At 42.8% G+C, this 24,169-nt stretch carries 26 protein-coding genes; 8 read left to right on the top strand and 18 right to left on the bottom strand.

Features of this window, described 5'->3' with window-relative positions:
- Complete coding sequence (locus tag BMX56_RS09400; RefSeq protein ID WP_090645051.1) at nucleotides 1-348, bottom strand: VOC family protein; 348 nt, start codon at nucleotides 346-348, stop codon at nucleotides 1-3.
- Nucleotides 345-521, bottom strand: coding sequence for a Z-ring associated ZapG family protein (locus BMX56_RS30105; protein ID WP_177183762.1), 177 nt, complete (start codon nucleotides 519-521; stop codon nucleotides 345-347). The genes BMX56_RS09400 and BMX56_RS30105 overlap by 4 nt, the downstream gene beginning before the upstream one ends.
- 167 nt (nucleotides 522-688) lie before the next feature.
- Here BMX56_RS30105 and BMX56_RS09395 point away from each other — a divergent pair, with 167 nt between their 5' ends.
- Both BMX56_RS09395 and pruA read left to right on the top strand, forming a co-directional pair.
- Entirely contained in the window at nucleotides 689-883 is a 195-nt protein-coding gene (locus BMX56_RS09395) for a KOW motif-containing protein (RefSeq protein WP_255369810.1), read from the top strand.
- A gap of 98 nt (nucleotides 884-981) precedes the next feature.
- Complete coding sequence (pruA, locus tag BMX56_RS09390; protein ID WP_090645044.1) at nucleotides 982-2,619, top strand: L-glutamate gamma-semialdehyde dehydrogenase; 1,638 nt, start codon at nucleotides 982-984, stop codon at nucleotides 2,617-2,619.
- 123 nt (nucleotides 2,620-2,742) lie between these two features.
- Here pruA and BMX56_RS09385 read toward each other — a convergent pair whose 3' ends face one another.
- From BMX56_RS09385 to BMX56_RS09335, 9 genes are all read right to left on the bottom strand, one after another.
- Entirely contained in the window at nucleotides 2,743-4,173 is a 1,431-nt protein-coding gene (locus tag BMX56_RS09385; protein ID WP_090645041.1) for a serine hydrolase domain-containing protein, read from the bottom strand.
- Nucleotides 4,174-4,731: 558 nt separating this feature from the next.
- Nucleotides 4,732-5,658 carry an aspartate carbamoyltransferase catalytic subunit gene (locus BMX56_RS09370; protein WP_090467170.1) on the bottom strand — a complete coding sequence of 309 codons (927 nt, stop codon included), beginning with the start codon at nucleotides 5,656-5,658 and terminating at the stop codon, nucleotides 4,732-4,734.
- Between the two features lie 138 nt (nucleotides 5,659-5,796).
- Nucleotides 5,797-6,342, bottom strand: coding sequence for a bifunctional pyr operon transcriptional regulator/uracil phosphoribosyltransferase PyrR (gene pyrR, locus BMX56_RS09365; protein WP_090645032.1), 546 nt, complete (start codon nucleotides 6,340-6,342; stop codon nucleotides 5,797-5,799).
- Nucleotides 6,343-6,513: 171 nt separating this feature from the next.
- Entirely contained in the window at nucleotides 6,514-6,909 is a 396-nt protein-coding gene (locus BMX56_RS09360) for an ACT domain-containing protein (RefSeq protein WP_090645029.1), read from the bottom strand.
- Between the two features lie 8 nt (nucleotides 6,910-6,917).
- Nucleotides 6,918-7,463 (bottom strand): RNA 2'-phosphotransferase, encoded by a 546-nt coding sequence (locus BMX56_RS09355; RefSeq protein WP_090645026.1) that lies wholly within the window; start codon nucleotides 7,461-7,463, stop codon nucleotides 6,918-6,920.
- A 73-nt stretch (nucleotides 7,464-7,536) separates the two neighbouring features.
- Nucleotides 7,537-7,929 (bottom strand): type II toxin-antitoxin system VapC family toxin, encoded by a 393-nt coding sequence (locus tag BMX56_RS09350; RefSeq protein ID WP_090645023.1) that lies wholly within the window; start codon nucleotides 7,927-7,929, stop codon nucleotides 7,537-7,539.
- The gene (locus BMX56_RS09345) at nucleotides 7,908-8,123 is read right to left on the bottom strand and encodes a hypothetical protein (RefSeq protein ID WP_090645020.1); all 216 of its coding nucleotides are present in this window, start codon (nucleotides 8,121-8,123) and stop codon (nucleotides 7,908-7,910) included. The genes BMX56_RS09350 and BMX56_RS09345 overlap by 22 nt, the downstream gene beginning before the upstream one ends.
- Nucleotides 8,124-8,243: 120 nt before the next feature.
- A complete protein-coding gene (rpsA, locus tag BMX56_RS09340) occupies nucleotides 8,244-10,223 on the bottom strand; it encodes a 30S ribosomal protein S1 (protein WP_090646178.1) in 1,980 nt (659 codons plus the stop codon).
- Between the two features lie 190 nt (nucleotides 10,224-10,413).
- Nucleotides 10,414-11,085, bottom strand: a complete 672-nt coding sequence (locus tag BMX56_RS09335; RefSeq protein ID WP_090645017.1) for a hypothetical protein — start codon at nucleotides 11,083-11,085, stop codon at nucleotides 10,414-10,416.
- 169 nt (nucleotides 11,086-11,254) lie between these two features.
- On the opposite strand from BMX56_RS09335, the gene tyrS reads away from it, so the two are divergent.
- The 3 genes from tyrS to BMX56_RS09320 all read left to right on the top strand — a co-directional run bounded on the left by tyrS (nucleotide 11,255) and on the right by BMX56_RS09320 (nucleotide 13,621).
- Nucleotides 11,255-12,538 (top strand): tyrosine--tRNA ligase, encoded by a 1,284-nt coding sequence (gene tyrS, locus BMX56_RS09330; RefSeq protein ID WP_090645014.1) that lies wholly within the window; start codon nucleotides 11,255-11,257, stop codon nucleotides 12,536-12,538.
- Between the two features lie 133 nt (nucleotides 12,539-12,671).
- Nucleotides 12,672-13,166, top strand: a complete 495-nt coding sequence (locus BMX56_RS09325) for a type II RES/Xre toxin-antitoxin system antitoxin (protein ID WP_090646173.1) — start codon at nucleotides 12,672-12,674, stop codon at nucleotides 13,164-13,166.
- Nucleotides 13,166-13,621 (top strand): RES family NAD+ phosphorylase, encoded by a 456-nt coding sequence (locus BMX56_RS09320; RefSeq protein ID WP_090645011.1) that lies wholly within the window; start codon nucleotides 13,166-13,168, stop codon nucleotides 13,619-13,621. Before BMX56_RS09325 ends, BMX56_RS09320 begins: the two co-directional genes overlap by 1 nt.
- A gap of 148 nt (nucleotides 13,622-13,769) precedes the next feature.
- On the opposite strand, the gene BMX56_RS09315 is transcribed toward BMX56_RS09320, so the two are convergent.
- Nucleotides 13,770-14,474, bottom strand: coding sequence for a PH domain-containing protein (locus BMX56_RS09315; protein ID WP_090645009.1), 705 nt, complete (start codon nucleotides 14,472-14,474; stop codon nucleotides 13,770-13,772).
- A 59-nt stretch (nucleotides 14,475-14,533) separates the two neighbouring features.
- On the bottom strand, nucleotides 14,534-15,520 hold the full coding sequence (locus BMX56_RS09310; protein WP_090645007.1) for a LuxE/PaaK family acyltransferase: 987 nt from the start codon (nucleotides 15,518-15,520) through the stop codon (nucleotides 14,534-14,536).
- Nucleotides 15,521-15,730: 210 nt separating this feature from the next.
- On the opposite strand from BMX56_RS09310, the gene BMX56_RS09305 reads away from it, so the two are divergent.
- The 3 genes from BMX56_RS09305 to BMX56_RS09295 all read left to right on the top strand — a co-directional run bounded on the left by BMX56_RS09305 (nucleotide 15,731) and on the right by BMX56_RS09295 (nucleotide 17,890).
- Nucleotides 15,731-16,210 carry a DUF1203 domain-containing protein gene (locus BMX56_RS09305; protein WP_090645004.1) on the top strand — a complete coding sequence of 160 codons (480 nt, stop codon included), beginning with the start codon at nucleotides 15,731-15,733 and terminating at the stop codon, nucleotides 16,208-16,210.
- Nucleotides 16,211-16,298: 88 nt separating this feature from the next.
- The gene (locus BMX56_RS09300) at nucleotides 16,299-16,970 is read left to right on the top strand and encodes a lipid-binding SYLF domain-containing protein (protein WP_090645001.1); all 672 of its coding nucleotides are present in this window, start codon (nucleotides 16,299-16,301) and stop codon (nucleotides 16,968-16,970) included.
- Nucleotides 16,971-17,215: 245 nt separating this feature from the next.
- Nucleotides 17,216-17,890 carry a lipid-binding SYLF domain-containing protein gene (locus BMX56_RS09295; protein WP_090644997.1) on the top strand — a complete coding sequence of 225 codons (675 nt, stop codon included), beginning with the start codon at nucleotides 17,216-17,218 and terminating at the stop codon, nucleotides 17,888-17,890.
- A gap of 79 nt (nucleotides 17,891-17,969) precedes the next feature.
- Here the strand turns inward: BMX56_RS09295 and BMX56_RS09290 are convergent, their stop codons facing one another.
- From BMX56_RS09290 to BMX56_RS09270, 5 genes are all read right to left on the bottom strand, one after another.
- Entirely contained in the window at nucleotides 17,970-18,968 is a 999-nt protein-coding gene (locus BMX56_RS09290) for a fumarylacetoacetate hydrolase family protein (RefSeq protein ID WP_090644994.1), read from the bottom strand.
- 1,024 nt (nucleotides 18,969-19,992) lie between these two features.
- A complete protein-coding gene (locus tag BMX56_RS09285; RefSeq protein WP_090644989.1) occupies nucleotides 19,993-20,340 on the bottom strand; it encodes a hypothetical protein in 348 nt (115 codons plus the stop codon).
- Between the two features lie 4 nt (nucleotides 20,341-20,344).
- Nucleotides 20,345-22,786, bottom strand: a complete 2,442-nt coding sequence (locus tag BMX56_RS09280) for a penicillin acylase family protein (RefSeq protein ID WP_090644986.1) — start codon at nucleotides 22,784-22,786, stop codon at nucleotides 20,345-20,347.
- Between the two features lie 39 nt (nucleotides 22,787-22,825).
- Nucleotides 22,826-23,395, bottom strand: coding sequence for a thermonuclease family protein (locus tag BMX56_RS09275; RefSeq protein ID WP_090644984.1), 570 nt, complete (start codon nucleotides 23,393-23,395; stop codon nucleotides 22,826-22,828).
- Nucleotides 23,396-23,603: 208 nt separating this feature from the next.
- Entirely contained in the window at nucleotides 23,604-23,960 is a 357-nt protein-coding gene (locus BMX56_RS09270) for a glyoxalase superfamily protein (RefSeq protein ID WP_090644981.1), read from the bottom strand.
- Nucleotides 23,961-24,169: the final 209 nt, after the last annotated feature.

Genomic DNA, 24,169 nt, shown 5'->3' with positions numbered 1-24,169 from the left:
TTACTTTTTATACAATTCAAGTTTCCGGCCGTCGGGGTCAATAACAACGCTCATAAAGCCAAATGCTGTTGATACCGGCTGTGATACAAATACAACGTTATTCTCCTTTAGCAATTCAATGGTTGTATCAAAATTATCAATCTCAAAACCTAAGCGCAAGCTTTTATCGGCCTCGGTTTGGCTTTTTGTGAGCGGATAAATTTCAATAACGGTTTCACCAACGGTAGCTGAATAATGGTAAGGAGCATCGTCATGTTTGTGGTATTCAAAAACAAAGCCTAATAGCTCATAAAACTTGGCAAGCTTTTGCATATCGCTGGTTCTGATCACCAATAGTTTTACTTTCATAATGAATAACTCCCTACGCTCTTCCTGTTCAACTGATCAAAAAGTGGCTGAATCCTATTAAATCGCAGGCTTTCGAGTTTTTTTCGTTGCGTCTTTACTTTAAAAAAACGGTAAGCAACAAAACCGATGAGGGCAAAAACAATAACGCCGATGATGATAAATAGTATTTCCATTTTAGTATGAATATAATTTTTTTTAACGAATTATTTATACCGCCCAAATATATCTTTACGCCCAAAATCCGCCTGAGTTTAAACTCCAAAATGCTGGCGATTTACAATGATATCAACAGACATTAATTACCTTTAAGCGTAAATTACAAACTAAACAAATGAAAAATATGGCAATTGCAAATTTAAAGGACGGAGACGACTGTAAAGTTATCGGGGGAACCCATGCCGGAAAATGCGGCAAAGTACGCGATATAAACACCAGTAAAACCGGACACATTACCATTACCGTAGTACAAGAAAACGGCGATCGGTTTAAAACATTAGGTAAGAATGTAGTGGTGATACCTCAGGAAAATCCCTGAAATATAGCCCCAATTCTACTCCATCAACATTTTGACACTCCCCTCACCCATCGTCAATCACAAATGCCTATCTTTGCCCTATTAATTGACGACCCATTATGCTTAAAGGATTTTTTAATGTCCCGGCTCCTGTAAACGAGCCGGTTTTAAACTATGGACCCAGAAGTTTAGAGCGTGTAGCCCTCAAAGCCGCTTTAGACGAGGCCCGCGCACAACAGTTAGATATACCTATGTACATTGGTGCGCAGGAAGTACGCACAGGCACCAAACTGGAAATTCGCCCGCCACATGATCATAAACACCTGTTAGCTACTTTTAGCGAAGGTGATGCCAGCCACGTAACCGCCGCCATTGATGCAGCCCTTGCCGCCAAAGCCGACTGGGAAAACCTGCCCTGGGAGCAACGTGCCGCCATATTTTTAAAAGCTGCCGATTTAATTGCCGGCCCGTACCGTGCTACTATAAACGCGGCTACCATGCTTGGTCAATCAAAAAACGCTTACCAGGCCGAGATCGATTCGGCTTGCGAGCTGATAGATTTCCTGCGTTTCAACGTGGAGTACATGACCGAAATTTACAAGCAACAACCACCCGTATCGGGCAAAGGTGTTTGGAACCGTTTGGAACAACGCCCATTGGAAGGTTTTGTGTTTGCATTAACACCATTCAACTTTACGGCCATTGCCGGTAATTTACCTGCGTCGGCCGCCATGATGGGCAACGTTGTAGTTTGGAAACCTGCTTACACGCAGATCTATGCTGCCAACGTGATCATGAAAATATTCAAAGAAGCCGGTGTACCGGCCGGCGTTATCAACCTGATTTATGTTGATGGCCCTGTTGCGGGCGAGGTGATATTTAACCACCCGGATTTTGCAGGCATCCACTTTACAGGATCGACCAAAGTTTTCCAGAATATCTGGCAAACTATTGGTACCAACATCCACAAATACAAAACCTACCCGCGCATTGTAGGCGAAACCGGCGGTAAAGATTTTGTGCTTGCCCACCCAAGCGCCAATGCCGATGTAGTGAGCACAGCCCTTGTCCGTGGTGCTTTTGAGTACCAGGGACAAAAATGCTCTGCGGCTTCAAGGGCTTATATCCCGGCCTCGTTATGGCCCGCGGTAAAGGCTAACATGCAGCGCGATATCACCTCATGTAAAATGGGCCCGGTTGAGGATTTTGAAAACTTTATCAATGCCGTTATCACCGAAGTATCGTTTGATAAGCTCGCTAAATACATTGATGCCGCCAAAACTGATGAAGGAGTTGAAATTGTTGCCGGTGGCAGCTATGATAAAAGCAAAGGCTGGTTTATTGAGCCAACAGTGCTAAAAGTGGAAGACCCCTACTATGTAACCATGTGCGAAGAGCTTTTTGGCCCCGTATTAACCGTTTACGTGTATGAGGACGATCAATTTGATGAGGTGCTTAACATTGTAGATAAAACATCCATCTACGCGCTTACAGGCTCTATTATCTCGCAGGACCGCTACGCCATTGCCAAAGCAACCCAGCACTTACGTAACGCCGCAGGTAACTTTTACATTAACGATAAACCTACAGGCGCTGTTGTTGGCCAACAGCCATTTGGCGGTGCCAGGGGGTCGGGCACTAACGATAAAGCAGGCTCGATGATTAACCTGTTGCGCTGGGTTTCTCCGCGCACTATCAAAGAAACCTTCGATCCGCCGACAGATTACAGGTATCCGTTTTTGGCTAAGGAATTATAAAAGAGGCCCCACCCAAACCCTCCCCTGAAGGGAGAGGGCTTAAAAAAGCTAAGAGGTTGTATCTTTCGATGCAGCCTCTTTTTGTATTATGTATTACGTTTGAATATTGCCGGCGAAAGGCGCTTATTGCAATTTCTTCAAAATATTTATCCCAACCATATCTACTGTCTCACCGCAGTTTGATAGCACCACTACGGCAAGATTTTTATCGCGGTTAAAAGCTAAAAACGAACTACTGCCAAACGTACCGCCATTGTGGAAAATGTACTCTACGCCGTTAACGGTGATAATATGCCAGGCCAGGCCCAGTTTAGCATCTTTTTTAAACGTTAGCTGGTGGGTTAATTCCATCGCTTTACCCAATTTATCGTCAGGCGGATCCATATTGGCTTTAACATAGGTCAGCAAGTCATTAACCGATGAATGTAAAGCCCCACAGGGCGCCAGCGCATCAAAATCCCATAGAGGTGTTACATTGCCTTCAGCGTTGTAAACAATCGCTTCACGGGCCTGCAATGCAGCGGCTAAATATTGTGTTGTGCTCTCCATTTTCAATGGTTTGCAAATAATATCGGCTACCAGCTGATCATAAGTTTTACCACTCATCTGCGCGAGTATGGTGCCCAACAGGCCAACCGCCAAATTGGAGTAAGCGTATTGTTCGCCCGGAACACTGTTTAGCTTACAGGTTTTTAGATAAGCAAACAGGAGCTTTTTATTGTATAGCTTATAGGGATTAAGAGGATCGGTGTTCGCGGGCAAATTATCGGGCATCCGTTCCAGGCCAGATGTATGATTGCTTAACATAAGCAGTGTGATACCCTTTAAAGCGAGATTAGCCGCCACAGAATCGGGCAGGTATTTGGTGATAGGGTCACTCAGTTTTAACTTACCTTCGTTTACATAATAGGCCAAAATAACCGATGTAAAAGTTTTGGTGATAGAGCCAATCTCGAAGATGGTATTAGCATCGGGCAGGTTACTTTTGCCTTTCACAGTTTCGCCGTAACCGTAAGTGCTTATTTTATTATCTTTTAAAACACCAATACTCAGGCCAGCGGTATTAGCCTGTTCAATGTAAGGGGAAACAGACTCTGCTACCGCGTTATCTATGATGGTAAGCATTTTGTTTGACGTTGCAGCACGTTCTATCCTGTGGGCGGTAGCCTCTTTAAATGGCTGAAAAAGTAGAATATTAATCTTGTTCATCTGGTCAAGGCCTATCAGCAATTGTAAAGTAATGCTATTGAATATGACTTTATAGGTACCTACTTTATTATTTACAAAACTAACGAGTGACGATCCCTTGATTACACCCAGCGGAAACAGCTGCTTTTCGCTCACATTCCCGAAGGCAGTGCGGCTTAGCTGCGCTTTGAAGCTATCGCCCGCCAGGGCATATATGGAATCGGCCTGTTTGGCATTAAAGTGATGCTTTACCAAGGCAAATACCGAATCGGTTTTGCGTTGCTGGATGCTTTGGGCAGATGCGGCAGATGAAATCACCGAAAATACGATGAGTATAATTAAACAATGGGGTGTTTTGGATTTCATCTTTAATAGTGTTAATCTATTGTTCGTCAAGTAACATTTTTTGAAAGCCTTCGCTCAGCGGGTCGGTCAGTTTCATAAATCTGCCTTCATTATACGGCCATCTTATCCTATTTATTATAATACCGATTACAGCACCGGTTAGATACGTATAACCTATAAACGCAAACATGTTTCCAGGCTCATTAACAAGGTTTTGAAACTTAACTATAGATGTGGCTATCAGCAGGATGCTTATGCCCAACCATAAATAAGCCCCCAGAATTATGCCGCCATCAGTGATGCAATATAACCACAAGCCTTTTTTGCGGATCTCATCCCACTGTTTAACAAAATTGATATTATAAATATCATCCGGCGTAAGGCCTTTGGCTTTGAGCGATTGATGTAAGATTGCTTTGCTTCGTAATGATAATAATCACGGGCTATAGATAACAGGAAAAAAAACGGGATATATAACGAATGACCAAAGTATGCCAACACTAAAACAAAAGGAAGAATAATAATGGAGCTTTTATAATTCGATCTGATAAATGATTTAAGCAGCTCCATCTTCATTTTTTATGGTGTTTGTCCGGCCAGCAGGTACAGCACGGCCATCCTTACGGCCACACCATTCTCTACCTGGTCTAATATAATAGATTGCTTGCTATCTGCTACGTCACTCGTAATTTCCACCCCTCGATTGATAGGACCTGGGTGCATTACCGTAATCTCTTTGTCCAACGAATCAAGTATAGTTTTATTGAGTCCAAATAGCATGGTATATTCCCTTAACGACGGGAAGTATTTGATATCCTGGCGCTCCAGTTGAATGCGCAGCATGTTAGCTACATCGCACCAGTTTAAGGCTTTGATCAGGTTATGCTCCACTTTAACCCCTAACGAGCCAATATATTTAGGGATTAGCGTAGTGGGCCCACAAACCATTACCTCGGCACCCAATTGTTTAAGGCAAAGGATATTCGACAGCGCTACGCGCGAATGCAAAATATCGCCCACAATTACAACCTTTTTGCCGGCTACATCTCCATATTTTTCGCGGATAGAAAAGGCATCCAGTAAGGCCTGCGTAGGGTGCTCGTGTGCACCGTCGCCCGCATTCACTATCTGGGCCTTTACATGTTTAGACAAGAAGATGCCGGCTCCTGCGTACGGGTGGCGCATTACCACCATATCTACCTTCATGGCCAGGATGTTATTTACCGTATCTATCAAGGTTTCGCCCTTGCTTACCGACGACGATGATGCCGCGAAGTTCACCACATCTGCCGAAAGGCGCTTCTCTGCCAGCTCGAACGACAAACGGGTGCGGGTGGAGTTTTCAAAAAATATGTTGGCAATGGTTACATCGCGCAAAGAAGGCACTTTCTTTATCGGTCGGTTTAAAACGGATTTAAAGGTATCGGCCGTTTCAAATATCAACTCGATATCTGCCCGGTTTAAATCTTTTATGCCTAATAAGTGCCTTGTGCTTAGTCCTGCCATTTCTTTTTGATTTCGGATTTCCGTTTCTCTATTTAGTATTTGTCATTGCGAGGAACGAAGCAATCTCCGTACGCAAGTCCGGCCTGCAAAGTTCGCGATTGCTTCGTTCCTCGCAATGACATATTGGTTTATCTTTCTTTATTGCACTTCCGATACAAGTACTATCTTATCCTCGCCATCGGTATCTTTCCATGATACCACTACTTTTTGACTCGCAATAGAATCTACCTCAATACCAACATAATCTGCCGCCACTGGTATATGCCTCGAGTATCTTCTATCAACTAAAGCCAGCAATTCTACCTTCTCTGGCCTGCCAAATGCCTGCATGGCATCCATGGCGGCGCGGATGGTACGGCCAGTCCACAGTACATCGTCCATCATGATCACTTTTTTGCCTTCGATGATAAAATCTATTTTGGTTTGATTGGGCACCAATGGCGATCCCTGGCGACGGAAATCGTCGCGGTAAAAGGTGATATCCAAATCGCCCTGCATAATTTTACTTTCGGGGAGGATCTTGCGGAGCTCTTCGGCAACCCTACGGGCCAGGTAAATGCCCCTTGGCTGAATACCAATCAATACAGAGCCCGAAAAATCGTTATGGTTTTCAATTAGCTGGCGGCATAAACGTTGTATGGTGATCTGAAATTTCTGTCCGTCGAGCAGCGTTAGATTTTGCATCGTATGGGTGGATTTGGGCAAAAATAGTAAATAGTTTTGAGTTTTGAGTGATGAGTTTTGGAAGTGGATGTAGCTGCAGCAGATTAGTCATTGCTTTGTTTTAAACTCATGACAAGCCAATCATGACATTTTCCAATTCGGATTTAGCGGATAGATAGGGTTATTCTTTGTTTACTGCTTGGCCAATTGCTTCAAAGCCTCCATTGCCCGTTCTGCATCCTTTTTAGCTACAAAAATATGGTCGTGGTAATAAGCGGCAACTACATTACAGCTTATTCCTTCTTTGGCCAAGGCGGCAGCGAAAGCGGCAATAAGGCCGGTGGCTTCTAATGAAGAATGGATGGTTAGTGTAATCCAGGCGGCAATGTATTCGTATTTCAAACTCAGTTGATCGGCAATTTCCTTTTTCAGGATAACTGTAACGGCTTCCTCTTCTTTAAAAATGCCCAAGACGTTTTTGATATCAACAGTATCAATATCGGTAACAGTACAATAAACATAGTCCCCCTCATTCAATAAGGGCGTCATATTTTTCAATAGCGTATCGAGGTTGGTTTCTCCGGCCATGGCTTAAACTATTTTTGTTCAATTTTAAGATATTTAACAGGAATATCTGCAGTTAGCCAAACGTTTTCGCTTGTTTGATAAAACACCCACCCATCGGCCGCTAAGGCCGCAGCATCAATTTCTATAAGCAAAGGCTCGCCGTGCCTTTTGCCTACCGAAATAGCTACTTCGCTCTCTGTTGATAAATGTACAAACTGTCGCTGCATGGCAAGCAAGCCATTTTCTTTTATGGCATCTATTTTATTTGACGATGTGCCATGATAAAGCAAAGCAGGCGGTTTAACAGCCTTTTCATCTAAAATCACTTCAATGGAATGGCCATGTGTTGCCCTTATCTTACTGCCGTCTTCACTAAATTCCCACCTCACTTTATCAAATGATTTGCTTAGTTCCTCAATTTCGGCATGAGTAAAAACCTGCCCCTTTGTGGCGAGTGCCTTAATCAGTTCATCAACCGCTGCCCAGCCAAAATCATCAAGCTGGAGGTTCCCGTCTTCGGGATGATGTCTGAGCCAATAGCTAATGAGCTTACTGGTTTGTTTTGTATCCTGCATGGTATTTTATTATACGATAGTAGACAAAGGGCATATCTGCCAGTGAATACTAAAGAGTTATCAAGGTTAATTATTAGAAGTATTTATTAAATTGAGTATACGGATCAATAAGTTTTAATCCTTTGATACCCTTAAAGTCGCTTACATTATGAGTTATTAAATGAAGCTTCATTATTACAGCAGTAGCTGCTATAATTGCATCGGGAAGTTTAATCCTGTATTTTCTTCTGATTTCAATTGTTTTTGAAACGATATCATCATCAAGTTTGATAACATATGCCTCATCAACAAATGCAAGTATTTGTTCCGGTACTTCCGAAATACTTAAAAGTTCAATTTTGTTGATTATCGAGATTTGAGGGAATGAATCTATAATAGCGGATAATTGTTCGTAAGCTTTTTCAGGAAGTTTTAATGCCGAAAAATCGATTATTACGTTTGTATCTAATAGGTATTCCTGTCCCATTCGTTACGTATTTGATTCAATTCAGCTTGCATCGCATCAGCTTTTTCGGGAGAAACACTGCCTTTTAACAAAGCAGACAGTTTTGAAGTTTTCTTTACATCGTGGCTAACTACCTGTATCAGATCCAACGCTTCAAGATCTTCTATGAGCTTAAGCGTTTTATCATCTTTTACTTTTATGGTGAGTGTAGTCATTATTGTATTGTGTTAATCAAATTTACAATATTCTGTAAACAAATTCTTTTATTTTTTGATCATATAAAAAAAGCCCTTCCAATTTCTCGGAAGGGCTTAAGAATATTACGTCAGTTAAGCTTATGCTTCTTCGCCTTCAGATTCTTTTTTAGCAGCAGGGGCTGGCGCAGCTTTACGGGCTTTGCTTTCAGCACCTTCCATTTGCTCTTTTAACTGAGCTAATACGCTAAGGTCGCCTAAAGTTGATTTTTCAACTGATTCTTTCACTTTTTTAACCGCATTGCTGGCTGATTTTGCCTCTTTTTTGCGATTTTCAAATTCCTGAACACGAGCGTCGGCGCGAGCTTCTTCCCATATACGTGAGTGTGAAATTACGATACGTTTGTTTTCTTTGTTAAATTCAATGATCTTGAATTCAGCAGCCTCTTCAGCTTTAACGCTTTTGCCGTCTTCTTTAACCAGGTGTTTGGTTGGCGCAAAGCCTTCAACACCGTAAGGTAAAGCTACGATAGCACCTTTATCAGTTACTTTTAACACGGTACCTTCATGTATTGAATCAATAGTGAAGATGGTTTCAAAAGTATCCCAAGGGTTTTCTTCAAGCTGTTTGTGGCCTAAGCTTAATTTGCGGTTATCGATATCAAGCTCTAAAACAACCACGTTTAATTTTTCACCAACTTTAGTGAATTCATTAGGGTGGTTAACTTTTTTAGACCATGATAAGTCGCTGATGTGGATTAAGCCGTCAATTCCGTCTTCCAGTTCAACAAACACACCAAAGTTGGTCATGTTTTTAACTGTAGCAACGTGAGTTGTGCCGATAGCGTATTTCTCGCCAGCGTTTTGCCATGGATCAGGAGTTAATTGTTTAACACCTAAGCTCATTTTGCGTTCGTCGCGGTCAAGTGTTAACACTTGTGCTTCAATCTCGTCACCAACTTTCAGGAATTCCTGAGGGTTACGCAGGTTTTGTGACCATGACATTTCTGATACGTGGATCAAACCTTCAACACCAGGGATGATTTCAAGGAATGCACCGTAATCAGCAACAGTAACAATACGTCCTTTTACTTTCGAGCCTACAACGATGTTTTCGTCAAGCGACTGCCAAGGGTGTGGAGTTAATTGCTTTAAGCCCAGAGCGATACGTTTTTTCTCGTCATCAAAATCAAGCACAACAACGTTGATTTTTTGATCCAATGCCAGAATTTCGCGCGGATGCTCAATACGGCCCCATGAAATATCAGTAATGTGTAATAAACCATCAACACCACCAAGGTCAATAAATACACCAAAGTCTGTAATGTTTTTAACAGTACCTTCCAATACCTGACCTTTTTCAAGGCGGGCAACGATTTCTGTTTTTTGGTTTTCCAAATCGTCTTCAATCAGCACTTTGTGCGATACCACTACGTTTTTAAACTCGTGGTTGATTTTAACAACTTTGAATTCCATTGTTTTACCAACGTACACATCGTAATCCCTGATAGGTTTAATATCAATTTGTGAACCTGGTAAGAAGGCTTCAACGCCCATGATATCAACAATTAAACCACCTTTAGTTCTGCTCTTAACAAAACCAGTGATGATTTCATCATTATCAAGTGCTGAATTAATGCGCTCCCATGATTTTTGAGTTTTTGCACGTTTACGTGAAAGTACTAACTGACCGTTAGCATCTTCTTGTGACTCTACAAATACGTCAACTGTGTCACCGATCTTCAGATCAGGTGTATCACGGAATTCTGATACTGAAACTAAACCGTCTGATTTAAATCCTACGTTTAATACTACATCTTTGTTGTTAACATTAACAACAGTACCGGTGATGATTTCGCCTTTGGTGATAGAACTGAAAGTTCCATCATACAATTTCTCAAATTTTTCACGGTCGCTATCGCTGTAGTTACCAAACTTTTTGTCATCTGCATCCCAGTCGAAATCTTCGCTCGGTGTAGCTGCAATTTTAGATTTGATCTCTTCGATCGAGATTGAATCAGCTTCTGATTCAATAGTTTCTTTTTCGCCAGATGCGGTAACTGTACCCAGTTCAGCTTCTTTCGCTTTTAATTCTTTTTCTGCTTCTTGTTTTTTTGCCATTAAATAATTTATCTCCTTTTCCCAATTTGTTAATTGGGACTGCAAAGGTAAGGACATAATTTTATTAAAAAAAGAATTATTTAATGTTAATTGCTGATAATTAAGGCTTTTTAGGCAGAAGGAGCGTTTTAAGAAGCGGAATGCATTAATAATGGCCTTTGAAATAGCGGATCAGCTCAATATCAACCTATTATATACCGGATAATTTATCACCGATCTCCTCAAAAATCGACATAAAGCTATCCAACAAATAATTGCGGTAGATGCCCAGCACATCATTCATCTGCGCTTCCTGCCGCGGCGTGAAAGGATCTTTCCAAATGCGCATGCAAATGCGCTTAAGTGCATAGGCTATCTGGTGGGTTTCGGCATAGGTATGCAGGTATTTACTCTCCTTAAATTTTTCATAAAATCTGAAAAACACTTCGGTGTTTTTCAGGCCCGAAAAAGTTAAAAACGCGTTTATCGTTTCTGTTTTACAGCCGGATAGGTGATCATAAAACTCATCAACCTTTACCATACCCGTGGTTAATAACAAATTATCTATAATAAGCTCCAATGCGATATGACCTAAAAAAAATGGCTTAACCGGTGAGCCTTCGATTGCAGGGCGCAGGAGTTTTTTTAACTCATGCGAGTGTGTGATAAAAAAATCAGAAGAGTGAAAATACCTGTCGACAGCCAGGTGTTTATTCCAGCCGACTATAATTGAATTAACATCGTTATCAGGGTGTTGCAGCTTTTCGGGGTGCAGAACAACGCGTTTATCGGCATTTTTCAACAGGTCGGGCAGCACCGTTCCCAATACGTGGTAACAGTTGCTGGTATCCCTGTCGAAATAATAATGCGATAAAAAATTCATAAGCCTCGAGTTGCAAAATACCCCGTTTTGCTCAAGATACAAAGAATAAGTAATTATTTGAAATAGAATTTACCTGTAGTTAACTATGTTACAAATCATGAATTGCCATCCATTCACGCATATTCTGCTTTAGCTTTATATCTTTGCAACCTTTGAAACAACACTTAATATGAATTTTGTTGAAGAACTAACCTGGCGCGGTATGCTGCATACCATTATGCCGGGCACCGAAGAAATGCTTAATAAAGGCATGGCTTCGGGATATATAGGATTTGACCCAACTGCAGATTCGCTGCACGTAGGTCACCTTACGCAGATCATGACGCTCATCCACTTTCAGCGCGCGGGCCATAAACCATTCGCATTGGTTGGCGGGGCTACCGGTATGGTGGGCGACCCTTCGGGCAAATCGCAGGAACGCAATTTACTATCAGAGGATGTTTTGCAGCATAACCTGGAGGCGGTGAAAGCGCAACTTACCCGTTTCCTGGATTTTGACAGCGGCATGAATAGTGCCAAAATGGTAAACAATTACGATTGGTTTAAAAGTTTTACTTTTCTTGATTTTATCCGCGATGTTGGTAAGCATATCACTGTGAACTACATGATGGCCAAAGATTCGGTTAAGAAACGTTTGGAAGGTGATACCGGCATGTCGTTCACCGAGTTTACTTACCAGTTGGTTCAGGGATACGATTTTTATTACCTGTGGAAACACCATAATTGCACCATACAAATGGGTGGCAGCGACCAATGGGGCAATATTGTTACCGGTACCGAACTGATTCGCAGAAAAGATGCGGGTGAGGCTTTTGCACTTACTACCCAACTAATAAAAAAAGCAGATGGTACTAAATTTGGCAAAACCGAAAGCGGCGCCGTTTGGTTGGATGCAGAGCGCACATCGCCTTACCAGTTTTACCAGTTTTGGTTAAACACCACCGATGTTGACGCGAAGGCATACGTCAGGATTTTTACCTTGTATGATCGCGAAGTAATTGAAACCTGGGAGGCCGATCACGATGCAGCACCACATACAAGGGTGTTACAAAAAGCATTGGCAAAAGATATCACTATCCGTGTGCATGGCGAAGCCGAGTATGAAAAAGCGATTAAATCATCGGAGTTTTTATTTGGGAATGTTGGCATAGAGTTTTTAAGCGAACTGAACGATGCCGAGGTATTGGCGTTATTTGCCGGTGTACCCAACTTTGCAATTTCGTTAACTGAATTACATGAGGGCATCAGTATTACCGATTTGTTAGCTGTTAAAACCACCATCTTCCCATCAAAGGGTGAAGCAAAGAAAACGATTGTTGGTGGTGGCGCGTCGATAAACAAAGTAAAGATTGCAACGGCCGATGACGTTTATAATGCAGATGCTCTGATAAACGGGAAATTTATAGTAGCACAAAAAGGAAAAAAGAACTACTTTTTGATAGTAGCAGAATAAACACGTTATTATACTTGCGAAGTTTTTGAAACTTCGCAAGTCTTGAAATCAAAGAAGCGATGAGCCTAAAACTCATCGCTTTTTTATTGATTAATACTTGCAAATACGACATATGGTAATTATATTTGTATATATGTCGTACAAAACAAAAAAAGAAGCACAAAGTGTACTCCATGAGCCTATGGTTGCTTATGGCAACATGGGTACTATGCCTTCATTTTACAACTTGCTTGGAGGTACAAAAGCATTAACCCTCAACTCCGATTTTGACATCATTAACCTGGCTCGTCAGGGTTTCCCCAAAAGCGCGCTACTTTCACTGGCAAAAAAAATATCATTAACCCTACAGGAGTTAGCCGTCATCTTACACATTAGCGAGCGTACTTTACAGCGCTACGAAGATGATGCCATTATTAAAACTGAATACGCCGAAAAAGCCGTTGAGCTTGCCCGCCTTTATACCCGTGGGCAGGAAGTTTTTGGTTCGATGGATAAATTCAAAACCTGGATAAAAACGCCATCACTTATTTTTAAAGGCGAGGCCCCTGTTACCATCCTGGATACATCTGCAGGTTTTGATATGGTTTTTAAAGAACTGGGCCGGATTGAGCATGGTATTTTTGCCTGATGACAGTTTACCGCATTGCCAACTGCAACTATGCCGGTGATTTAACAGGCACAGGGGCCCGCTTATATGGAGGCCGCTGGAATAGTGAAGGTAAATCGATGCTTTACACGGCGTCATCACGGGCGCTGGCGGTACTTGAGGTATTAGTCCATTTGCCTCCCCTATTAGTACCTGATAATTTTTGCCTTGTAGAAATTGAGATCCCCGAAGATAACATCTATGTGCTGAACCCTGCTTTGTTACCCGCAAATTGGCGGGAGATACCTGCCCCGGTTACATTGCGCCAATTAGGTGATGAGTTTTTGAAGAAACGTGAATGCCTGGCCATGAAAGTTCCTTCATCCATTGTACCTGCCGAATACAACTACCTTATAAATCCCTTACATCCCGCTGCATGGGCGATAAAACTAACGAACACAGAAGCATTTAGCTTTGATGAACGGCTTTTAAATTAGAGTTGGCTACGCCGTCATTGGTCATTTCACTACGCTGTCGTTAGTCATTGAATTTCTGCAATCCAAACATCAAAGGCTAAAACCCCAAGAATCGCTATTTTGAACTCCTATAGCCATTTTCACCAATGACCAATGACTAATGACCAATCTAAAAATCGCTTAACAAATCAAGTTTTTTGGCATTGTACTCTTCCTGCGATATCAGGCCGTTATCAAAAAGCATTTTAAGCCTCTTTAACTTTTCAGTGAGTTCATCAGGTTTTGGGGCTGCAGCCTGTTGTACAACAGGTTCGGGGGCCGGAGTTGGAACCGGAGGAGCAACAGGTGCTGGCGTTGGTATTTGTGAAGGGGCTACCGGTGCCTGGGCAGCAAACACCTGCTGAGCCGGCGTTGTGCGACCCGCATTATCAAACTGAACAGCGCCAGATTCGGCACGTTTTTGTTCCAGGTCGCGCTGGCGGCGGGCTTCGCGCTCAACTTCTTTACGTTCCTGGGCGTATTGGTATAGCTTACGGCCCTGCACTTTAGGCAGGTAATCAACAGCCATTTCGGCTCCGTTGGTAGTTTTTACGCTGAATATAGCGCCAATAATTTCTTCTTTTGTATATACATCAACAATATCCTTCCATACAAAATCAACAAATTTGATGGATAGGCCCAGGTTGGCCGGGGTAAAAAATAAGATACGCTTATTGGTTATGGCAATGCAATCCGGAAATAAATTCACCAATGGCTTTTTCTGAACCGCTATGTAAATGATCTCTTCACCAGAAGAAAGCAGGTCGACCAGGCGGAAATAAACTTTCTCAACCGTTTTTGGATCTTGTTCCTCGTTTAAAAATTTCTCAATCATGTTTTCAGCATTTATGATGCGTGCAAAAATAACAATAATACTTAAGTTGGCTATAAGTTTTAAGCAATCAGCAAATTACATCCACGAATATCGCTTTGATCAAACCGGCCCAACACCTCAAACGAGCCATCGGCATAGGTTTTACCCAAATCCTGCGTGGCTATGAACGAACAGGAATTGATATTAGCCAGGTCGATCACGTTAATTCCACCTGTTTTTCCATTGCTTAACGTAGTGATAGGATCGTTAGTATCGCGGATGATGATTTGCATCCAGGGCGGGCACTCAAAAATGCCATCGCCTTTTGAGTAAGCTTGTGATAACAGCTCCGTCATCCCGTATTCGGAATGTATAGTACTTACCCCGAACCCTTTACACAAAACCTGGTGCAATTCCTCGCGGATCATTTCCTTGCGGCGGCCTTTCATTCCCCCTGTTTCCATTACTATCAATCCGGGGAAATGAATATTGTACTGCTCAATAAAGTCAAGCAACCCAAAGGTAACCCCTATTAATAAAGTCGGCTTTTGAGCTTCCTGTTGTTTTATAAGTTGTTGGTAAAGTTCGTCGTGGTTATACAAAAAAAAGCCGCTATCCGGGTTATCAGACTGTTTTATCAAATCATCAACCATATAAATAAGCGATGAGCCTTCACGCTCCAAATAAGAAGGCAATAGCGCTAATACCGTATAATCCTTAATATCGCTATAAAACAAACTGAAGGCATTCCTGAAGCTATCTTCGTACCACGTTTTATCAGTTACATGATGGCTACTGGTTATCATACCCGTAGTACCCGAACTGGTAAAGGTGACCTCAATCGGGTCATTTGAACTAACAATGGCATGCGATTTAAAAAACTCAATGGGCAAAAAAGGGATTTTTTCAACGGTAGTAACTTTTGCTAAATCGATTTTTAAACCCTCAATAAACTGCCTGTATATGGCGCAATTTTGTGCCTGGTATTTAAAAACCTGCAGAGCTGTTTGTTCAAACTGCTCTTTACTATTTATCGAAAAAACATGTTGTTTACCGGGCATCGTCATCGGGTGCAAAGATATGGAATCAGATGTGCAGATTTCAAATTCAAGATGTGTAGATGTTTTTATCTATCTATAATCTTTGAACTGCCCAACAAAATGGGAAGAATAATCTGCACATCTGAAATCTGCACACTTGCAAATCGATTTCCGCAAGTTCCGGGTTTGAACTCATTCCCCCTTGCGCCACCTTTGATCTATATAAAAAACAATATCATGAACAATTTTAAAATCGTCCCGCTATCCAAAGCCTTCGTCCAAAAAATAAAAACAACCATGACCGACGACTTTGGCAACCCCGTAGTTGAACAACTGGCAACCGGCCTGGGCCCCTGCCGCATCTCGTTAAAACCATTTAACAAAGGTGTTGACAAGCGATTGTTATTTAAACACTCGCCCTTTGAACTTGAGAATGCATACAACCAGCCTGGGCCAGTGTTTGTGAATGCCGAAGACGTTGAAGAATACACCGATGTATTCCGTTTCCCGCCGGAAATTAAGGCGAATAAACAAAGCTTCCCGCTATCACTTATTGGATACAATAAAGATCAGATGATGGCGGTGACCCGTTTGGTTGGCGATGCTGACATAGATGACTTGATAAACGATTTATTTGACCAGCATCCCGATATCGAATACCTGCATGCGCGCAACGCCCAGGCCTGTTGTTTTATCTGCAAAATTGAACGGAGATAACAATACAGTTAAATAATTTAATTTAAAAACAACCGATGGGATTTATGGGTTAATTCTATATCAACTATTACATTAAATATCATACCCCATGAAAACGTTAAAATTTTTGGCTATCCCATTGATGCTTAGCCTGTTCTTTGTATTGGTATCGGCCAAAGCCGGCGACAAGGAAAACGAACGTGTGCATAGCGCCACAAATGTATTGAAGGATTTTAGCAAGATGAAAGAAAGCATCCCGCGCCAATTGCTTCAACAATACGAGGGCATTGTAATTATACCCAAACTAATCAATGCCGGTTTAGGCATTGGTGGTAAACGCGGCAAAGGCGTGGCTATGGTTAAGCTGCCCGACGGCAAGTGGAGCAACCCCGTTTTTGTTACATTAACCGGTGGCAGCTTTGGCTTGCAGGTTGGCGTACAATCAGTCGACCTGGTTTTGGTGTTCCGCCATAAGGGCGTGTTAACCAAAGTTAAAAACGGCGACTTTACCATTGGTGGCGATATCTCGGCAGCAGCCGGTCCGGTTGGCCGCAGTTCGACAGCCAGTACCGATCACAAACTGGAGGCCGAGATATACTCGTACTCGCGCAGCCGGGGCTTATTTGCCGGCATTACCATCAATGGCTCGAACCTTGGTATCGACAAAAAGGCTAATGCCAGTTTTTACGGAAATAACGATTCGTCAAAGGATATTTTCGCCATATCTACCAGTAAAAAAGAGTCGGTTATTGGGTTAAAGGAAACGTTAAATGCGTTCTAAGCATTGCAATTCCAGCAAATACCCGCTTGTTTTTTCCGCTTAAAAAAAGCAACCGGGTTAGGCTTTAGCCTAAACAAATCAATGGCGATGAGTTATTTAACTTCATCGCCATTGATTTAAGTTACAGGTTTATTTACCGCGATTCTCCCGTAAGTCACACAAAGGTTAATAAATAACACAAACAACTGCACGTTTTATGAGTTGCTTACGTTAATTGCTAACATTGCATTTAATTTATACACCCCATGAAAACGTTAAAACTGTTAAAATTCCCGTTAATATTAAGCCTTTTTTTTGTGCTGATATCGGCCAAAGCCGACGATAAGGAAACGGAGCGGATCCAAAATTCGGCCAATGTGCTGAAAAACTTTGCTGAGATGAAAGAAAGCATCCCGGCCGAACTGATGAAAAAATATGAAGGCATCGTAATCATCCCTAAATTGATTAATGCCGGCCTGGGTATTGGCGGTAAACGCGGCAAGGGAGTGGCTATGGTGAAGCTTGCCGATGGTAAATGGAGCGACCCGGTTTTTGTTACCCTTACAGGTGGCAGCGTTGGTTTCCAGATAGGTGTACAATCTGTTGATCTGATCCTGGTTTTCCGTCACAAAAGCGTGTTAACTGATATCAAAAAAGGCAATTTCACTATCGGTGGCGATATATCGGCAGCAGCGGGACCTGTTAACCGCAATAAATCGGCCACTACCGATTACAAACTGGAGGCCGAAATTTATTCCTATTCGCGCAGCCGCGGCCTTTTTGCGGGCATCAGCCTGAATGGTTCGGGCCTGAATATTGATAACAACGCCGACGAAAATTATTATGGCAATACCGATTCTTCGCAGGATATTTTTGCAAGCGCCAAAAACGACTCGGAAGAGGTTAAGGACTTGAAAGATGCTTTAAAAGCCTTTAAATAGTCTAAAGTCCGAAGTCTTAAGTTTTGAGTCTGATTTGGTTGTGACTTAAAACTTAAGACTTCGAACTTTAGACTTCGAACTATTTCTTCTTCAAGCTTAGTATCGAAAAATCGTCTTTTGCCTTTGTAATTATATTACCAAGCATACCCAGGCCGGTAACTTCCATTTCTACCAAGTCGCCATCTTTTAGCCACTGGGGCTGATAAGTTGCGTCGTTTGATAATCCCGTTCCGTTTAGTTCCAGGAAACAACCCGTACCAACCGTTCCGGATCCTATCACATCGCCGGGCAATACATCGCATCCATAGGCGCAACGCTCGATGATCTCGGCGAAGGTCCATTCCATATCGGCCATATTGCCGGCAGATACCTGTTTACCGTTTACCACGCATTTCATGTCCAGGTTATAGGCATTGCCTGTATGGCCCGGTTTGGCCGGTACCTTATATTTTTCCAGATCATCAGGCGTCACCAGCCAGGGGCCAATCACCGTCGAAAAATCTTTTCCTTTTGCAGGCCCAAGGTTTAGCAGCATCTCTTCCCTTTGCAGGGTGCGGGCGCTCATATCGTTCATGATCATAAACCCGGCAATAAAATTATCCGCATCAACCGCCCTGATGTTGCGGCCTTTTTTATTAAGTACAACAGCTACTTCCAGTTCAAAATCAAGCTTATCAAAATGATCGGGCATGCATTCAATTTCGCCGGCGCCTTGTATGGCGTTATGATTGGTGAAATAAAATATAGGGTATTGGTCAAATTCGGGGATCATGGCAACACCACGGTTACGGCGGGCGGTTTCTACATGCTGCCTGAAGGCGTAGGCATCGCGACATGATGATGGGTGAGGCACGGGGGCCATTAACTCAAAAAACAACTCTTCTTTAGCTTCCATGCTACCACTGCTGATTGCGGCGTGTACCCTGCGTGCGTGATCCATCAGTTCATCGCCGCCCCACAAAAACTCGTTCATATTATCGGGTATCAGCTTATCGCAGGAGTTGAGGTTATAAATATGGCCGTTTACAAAAACGCCCAAATGCTCCCGGTCTTCGGTTTTGTAGGATACTAATTTCATGGCTTAGCTGGTTTTATAAGTGGTTAGATAGTTCTTTCGGAGGTATAGTAAATGAAACATCACGTTACAGGTTACTATGCTGAGTGAGGCAATGCCTAAATTCAATAAGCAAAGAGAAGAAAAATATTCATGGCGCCGATGGTCGGCTGTTTTCCCACCAAGGTCCCAATAAGCAAGCCAGGGGAAGCACACTGATATTACACCATCAACAGGAGCGTCATTTTTGCAGTAAAATACGGTCAAAAAAACAAAAACTAAGATGGCAAGTAACGTGTGTATTACTTTTATCCTCATGTTTGGCTGATTTTATAAACGGTTATATCAAAGCTAATGAATTTTAATGAGGGATTTGGAAAGTGGTGTCGCTTTGATAAATTTTATGGTAAACAAAATTTGGCCCCCCCTAAATTTTAGCACAATCTTGTGTAGCGGGTTTGGGTAGATAATTTATATATAATTGGTTTCCATCTTGATGATGCGGGACAATTAAAATGAACCGTGCCGATGGCACTAAATTGTTATTGTTTATGTATTCAACGGGTTGAAACCCGTTGCTACAAAATGTGCCAGGGCTACGCCCTTGGGGAACTGCAAGCGCAAAACTTGATGAATTAAGGACAGATGCCCGATAATACAATTCATTCAGAATTGAGCCGAAAGTTTCCAGTTCTAAGAACCTCCTAAATTTGATTTAGATTATTTATGTATCAGATATAAATCATTTCCGTTGACTTTAGTCAACGGAATAATGACTAAGAAGAGAATGGCTTTAGCCAAATTCCACTGAATAATTTGGTTAAAGCCAGCAATGATACCTTCTTTTACCGTTGACTAAAGTCAACGGCAATGAATAAATCTCGTTTTTAGATAGCTTCTCACCTTACATATAATGTATTCTGTCCCCCGCACCAAAGTCCGCATAGCGGACGGGGCATTTATTAGCCACGGGTTTCAACCCGTGGACAACGCAACCATACCTGTTTAAAGTTCCGTAGGAACGGCCCATTTATCTGGTATCTGTTTATTAAACCACCTCTTCCTTTTCAAAGGCTTTCTTAACCAAAAGCCCTGATAAGGCCGCAAATCCCGCCACCAAACCACCAACTACACCAGTAATAACCAGTATTAACCACCACGACGGCAAATGAAACAATGCGGCTATGCGTTTGGCCAAAATGTGATCGTTAGGGATACTTTTAAACAGGGCCAGCACCACCCATACAATAAACACAGCGCCAAAGCCCGAGATAAATGCCTGCCTTGCTGTTTTACCGGCAAACAACGCGGCCAAAAACGCGGCTATGGCCACAACCCACCAGGGTAAAAAGAAACCGCTTGCAAAAGATAATATGAGGATGATGAGGAATAACATAAGCTTATTTTTGATTGCTGATGGTTAAGGTCGTTTTAATACGGCTTGATTTTTCGGTTGGCGATTGCATGAACAGCAATTCTTTCAGCTCGCCGTTTTGCCAGGTTTTGAGCATATCATCGTAATAAAAGCTGCCGGGATTGCCGCTTTCGCCACCGGGGAAGATGCCGTAGCCTTTTACCGTAGGCCCCATTTGTACCACCATGCGCCACGATGGGCCGTGCCCGTTATTTAAGGCGTTGATGGTTGATCCTGTTCCGCCCGATTCAAAATTGCCGGAGCTTAGGGCTTCCTGGTTGGTAAGGTGGGCTATCTCCATTTTTTTAACCATCCCCCATTGCCAGGCTTTGCCGGGCTGACCGTATTTGTGTACCATATCATCAACCACGTTGGTAAACGCTGCATTTATAATCTCGGTACAGGTTTCTTTAACCGGGGTACGGGTATCATCAAACCATTTTGAATTGGGCTCTTTGGCTATCAGTTTTTCGGTACGGTCCATTGATGGGTAATTATCCCGCAGCTTTTTGGCGGCAAAATCATCATTCCATATCATATTATATATTTTAAGCCACCATGCATTAAAAATGGTTGCACCAACTGAACTTATTGCGAAGTTTTTATCCCAGTTTTTCACGGTATTATAAGCTACAGTTTGGGTTTTATCCAGCTTGCTGGCATCAAGATATTTTAGCAGCACAGGCATCACATCCCGGGCACGGATGCTGTATACATCCGTCTGTAATATCCGCATACTATCTACAGTAGCGTTGTGCATCACGCTAAGCCTGTCGTTAATGCGCTTGCCGCGCTGGTAGGGCGCAAACTGCCAGTTGATATAGTACGGGTACGTTTGATCTGTTGATGATTGGTTGGCCGAACTTACAAACCCACGCGGCGGGTTTTTAACCGTTGGGTTTTGATCAAACGGGATCCAGCCGTGCCAGTCGTCGGCCGGGTCGGTGCCATCCAGTATAAACTTGCCCTGGTCTTTATATTTCAGCGGGAATTTACCGTTGGGGGTTATGGCGATATCTTTATCCTTGCTGGCAAATACAAAGTTGGAAGCCGGGGCATTAAAATAAGTAAGCGCCTTGCGGTAATCGTCGTAGTTTTTACCATGGTTCAGGATGTACATCGTCATCAACTCGTTTGATTTGTCGTGCGCTATCCATCGCAGGGCATCGCCAATGGGCACAAAACCGGGGGTATGCGCGGTGGCTTTACTTTTATCTTCGTAAACTACCGGCCCGTGATGGGTGTAAATAACAGTATCAATTAAAGGTTTTTGGCCGCGGATATTAATTACCTCTATCCTGCGGGTGGTTTTATTCCACCGGTTATTATACCAGTATTCGTTCTTTTTATCATCCTTGAATTTAACCTGGTACCAATCAAGCACATCGGCATCTACGTTGGTAATGCCCCAGCTAATGTTGTTGTTAAAACCCAATATAATGCTGGGCGCTCCCGGCAAACTTACACCATACACATTTACCCCCGGCGCCGAAAGCTGCAGCTGGAACCAGATGGATGGATAGGTTAAATTCAGGTGCGGGTCATTAGCCAAAATAGGGTAACCATTAGCAGTTTTGCTGCCTGCAACCGCCCAGTTATTACTGCCAATGCCTTCCTCTTTTACTACTCGTTTGGCGCTATCATTCATAGCTGCCAAAAAACTGCCGGATGGTTTTGGGATAGACAATGGCTTAAAGTTCCATTTGGTACCTGCGGGAATAATAGGATCTTCGCGCATAGGATAATCCGGGAACAGGTTGTTAGTAGCATTGGCGCCAAACTTTTTCAGCACATTACTCATGGCAAACTCGTTGGAGCCACCCGCCAGCGTTTCGGACATCAGCTTTAATAAAAAGGCGCAATTGATAGGTTTAAAATCTTCGGGGGCATAATCCAGTAATTTAAACTCCAGCGGATATTCGCGCGGGCCAAGCTGGTGTATGTAGGCGTTGATGCCATCTGTATAAGCCAAAATCATTTCGCGGATGGGTTTGGCCGCCATCATTTCTTTCAACGAATTTTCGGCGCCGTAAACCATGCCCATGCGGCGGTGGTAACGGTCAATCTCCAAAGCCTGCGGGCCTGCAATTTCGGCAAGCCTCCCTGCAGCACTCCGGGTTTGTATGTCCAGTTGCCAAAGGCGCTCCGTTGCGGTTACATAACCCTGAGCGTAGTACAAATCGTGTTCGTTTTCGGCAAATATATGGGGGATGCGGTTTTCATCATATTTGATAACAACCTTGCCGGTAAGCCCTGGAAGATTTAATGTACGCGAAGCTAAAATATGCTTACTCTCGGCATTTTGCCAAAAACCATCCGCCGGGCTTAAAAACCTGCCAACCGGCGGTACCGGGCCAATTTTGGTTTGCAGCACCCAGATGAGAGCAAGGGTAAAGGTTATGGAAAAAAACGCTTTTATAAATTTCATCAGTCAAATGAGGGGGATATCGACTATAAAGTTAAGGTTTTAATATACTTCTTCAAGCTTTGGTTTACGCTTGTGGTAATGTTTTTTTGGTTTGTGCTGCAGGCTGTCGGTTTGGCCGATGTGGTATGCCGGCTTTTTCTCCCGCCGGTACTCCCATGGCGGTGTCGGGTTGGCATCGGCCCAAAGGCCCAGCCTGCTTTGGCGGGCCTCCTGCTCATACCCTGCCAGCTGGGCATTTTGCGAGTATTGCTTGTATTGCCAGGCGTAACCGCTTTTTACCAGCTGGTAATTTACATTGGTGCCGTCCTCCAAAATAACCAATGCAACGGTGCGGCCATAACGGTCATGCACGTTACCTACCAGTTTTACATACTTGCCAAAGCACAAATCCGAAGTAAACTTTTTAGCTGCCTGCCCAAAGGCCTGTGTTTTTTCGGGACAATCCACTTCGGCCAGCCTTACAGTCATTTGCCGGTTATCGCTGCTAAGCAGGCCAATGGTATCGCCATCTTTTATTTTTACCACTTTATAAAGGTATTCTGGCTTGGGGTTGCAAGCCCAGAGCAGGAGAATGATGATAAGGAGTAGCGAGGAATACTTTTTGAACATTTTTCAAATGTGCAGATTTTAGATTTCAGATGTGCAGATTGAGAGCATAATTTTCATCGGTTTTGAATGTTTTCTATACTCGGATTAAACAGATTAAAGGATTTTTCTGATTTTGCAAATCAAAATCCAAAAAATCTGACAAATCTGCTTAATCCGAGTTCAGACAAAAATCTGCACATCTAAAATTTGATATCTGCACATCTGAAGCTCATTCCCCATGCAAACTCATCACATTTCCGTCCGGATCTTTGATGTTCAGGAATTTGCCCCATGGGGTTTCGTCAACTTTACCTAATTGGATGCCTTTGGCGGTAAGATCGGCAATGTCGGCATCCAGGTCGTCGGTTTTAATTACAAAGCCGCGCACGCTGCCGGCGGGCATATCAGGAAACCAGTTTACCAGGGTGATAGTAACAGCCGAATCCGGGTATCCCATCTGGATCCATTGCGAACCGTTTGGCCCAAATGGCGCTTCCACAATAACTTCGAAGCCCAGTTTTTGGTAAAATGTCTTGGCGGCCTGCTGGTTGGTTACCGGAATGGAGATAATTTCAATTGCTTTCATACTATATCTTCAGATTAAGTGGCTTTAAGGGTTAATTATGCGTTAATCAAGTTTATGGCTAACCCATGAGTTACGCAAATAATATTTTTATTTTCTTAATCGCTGCCGCACGCTTTTTCGTAATTCGGTTAAACCGGCCAAAAACAATAAAAAAGCATGTTGGCAAAAACCAGTCGGTTTAATTTAATATGGTTGGTATATTTATACAT

The organism is Mucilaginibacter sp. OK283, assembly GCF_900110415.1.
Lineage (GTDB): Bacteria > Bacteroidota > Bacteroidia > Sphingobacteriales > Sphingobacteriaceae > Mucilaginibacter.
This window is presented reverse-complemented; position numbering and strand designations above follow the sequence as displayed.